Here is a 1,429-nt window from a genome sequence, read left to right on the forward strand (position 1 = left end):
GAGACAAAAGGACTGGCTAAAGAAAAGCAGCTAGAGAATTTATTTTACTCATCAGACAGTCATTGTGTTAGAACGAATGCCGATGAGTAGGTAGTGTCTGTCAGATTAAGTTTAAGCTAGTACAGCTAATAATCTTGTGACAGTTTATTAATAAAACAATCAAATGATTCAGATACTAAAACTAATTCTTTTTCATCCATCAACCATATATATATTTCTCCATAATTTTTATCTTTTAATGAAAGTAAAAAGCAATTTCCACCCTCATCATAAGCAAAAGGAATCATATATTTTAAATTAGAAAATTCATCAATTAAGTTAGCATAAATATCTTCTATAGTTAAATCACCATATTTTATTGGATTAAAGCCACCCAATAAAAAGAAATTATGTTCACCGTTTTCGGGAGGGTAACCACCATTAAATTTAATATAAAAATTAATAAATGAAAGTGGAATCTCTTTATCAAAATATTTGCTAAATTCTTCAAGTTCTTCAAAAGATAATTGTTTTTCCGATTCTTCGAGTATTAGTTGCATTTGCTATTACCCTTTCTAGCTGGAAATGTATAATTTTTACCAGTAGTTGCTTTATATTGACTAACTCCACCTGAATGGTTTATTCCTTGGTGTGCTTTCTTTTCAACGAGTTGCATTGTACCTTTATTAGTAACAGGATCATAATCATCAAGATGATGCCAAACATATCCTCTTGGAGTTGTTTTCTGCTTTAGTCCTGCTTGTTTGTTAGCAGCTTCAAAATCTTTAAGATAATCACCGGTATATTCGATTGTTACAATAGGGTTGATTCCCGGTCGTTTATTATATAGTGCATTACTGCCTGAATAATCTAATCCACCTCCTGAAGTTTTAATTACTCCCGTATAGCCACGTTCTTTCAGTTTAGTTATTGAATCTACTGCTAAGCCCCACGGATCAATCCAAGTCAACCCATTAGGCGCATACTGATACAGATTCAATCCGCCAGCTAAACCAATCGGGTCTGGCTGGGTAAAGCGTCCTATATCCGGATCATAGTACCTGAAAGTATTGTAATGTAAGTGTAACTACCCCCTAAAATAGTACAGCTCTGAAGTAGAAAATTCTCTTTATTAACCCATAGAGGATTTAAACATGAAAAAAATGACTGAACATCAGATTGTATCCATTTTAAAAGAAGCTGAAGCCGGTATTCCTGTTAAAGAACTTTGCCGTAAATATGGCATCGGTAATTCGACTTTTTATAAATGGCGGGAAAAATACGGTGGTATGGAAACCTCCGATATCAAACGTTTAAAGGAGCTGGAGGCTGAAAACCGCAAGCTTAAGCAGATGTTTGCCGAGCTCAGTTTAAAATCTCAGCTTCAGGAGGAAATCATAAAAAAGCTATAGTGCCTACCAAGGCACGTACAGCTTGGGCTGTTCAATTA

At 34.6% G+C, this 1,429-nt stretch carries 2 protein-coding genes and 2 pseudogenes; 1 reads left to right on the forward strand and 3 read right to left on the reverse strand.

What is annotated here, in order from left to right; all coding sequences use genetic code 11:
- Positions 1-125: 125 nt before the first annotated feature.
- From BGI33_RS03340 to BGI33_RS13380, 3 genes and pseudogenes are all read right to left on the reverse strand, one after another.
- Positions 126-539, reverse strand: coding sequence for an SMI1/KNR4 family protein (locus BGI33_RS03340; protein ID WP_100089931.1), 414 nt, complete (start codon positions 537-539; stop codon positions 126-128).
- Entirely contained in the window at positions 530-949 is a 420-nt protein-coding gene (locus tag BGI33_RS03345; RefSeq protein WP_218965126.1) for an HNH endonuclease signature motif containing protein, read from the reverse strand. Before BGI33_RS03345 ends, BGI33_RS03340 begins: the two co-directional genes overlap by 10 nt.
- Positions 935-1,051: pseudogene (locus BGI33_RS13380) on the reverse strand (RHS repeat-associated core domain-containing protein); the annotation flags it as partial. The gene BGI33_RS03345 and the pseudogene BGI33_RS13380, both read right to left, overlap by 15 nt.
- An 82-nt stretch (positions 1,052-1,133) precedes the next feature.
- Here BGI33_RS13380 and BGI33_RS03350 point away from each other — a divergent pair.
- Positions 1,134-1,385, forward strand: a pseudogene (locus BGI33_RS03350) (transposase); the annotation flags it as partial.
- Positions 1,386-1,429: the final 44 nt, after the last annotated feature.

The sequence above is a fragment of the Snodgrassella alvi genome (genome assembly GCF_002777425.1).
In the GTDB taxonomy this organism is placed as follows: domain Bacteria; phylum Pseudomonadota; class Gammaproteobacteria; order Burkholderiales; family Neisseriaceae; genus Snodgrassella; species Snodgrassella alvi_B.

Bases quoted from the DNA above. Each gene is read 5' to 3' on its own strand.
- BGI33_RS03340 (WP_100089931.1), bottom strand. From the start codon at position 539: ATGCAACTAATACTCGAAGAATCGGAAAAACAATTATCTTTTGAAGAA.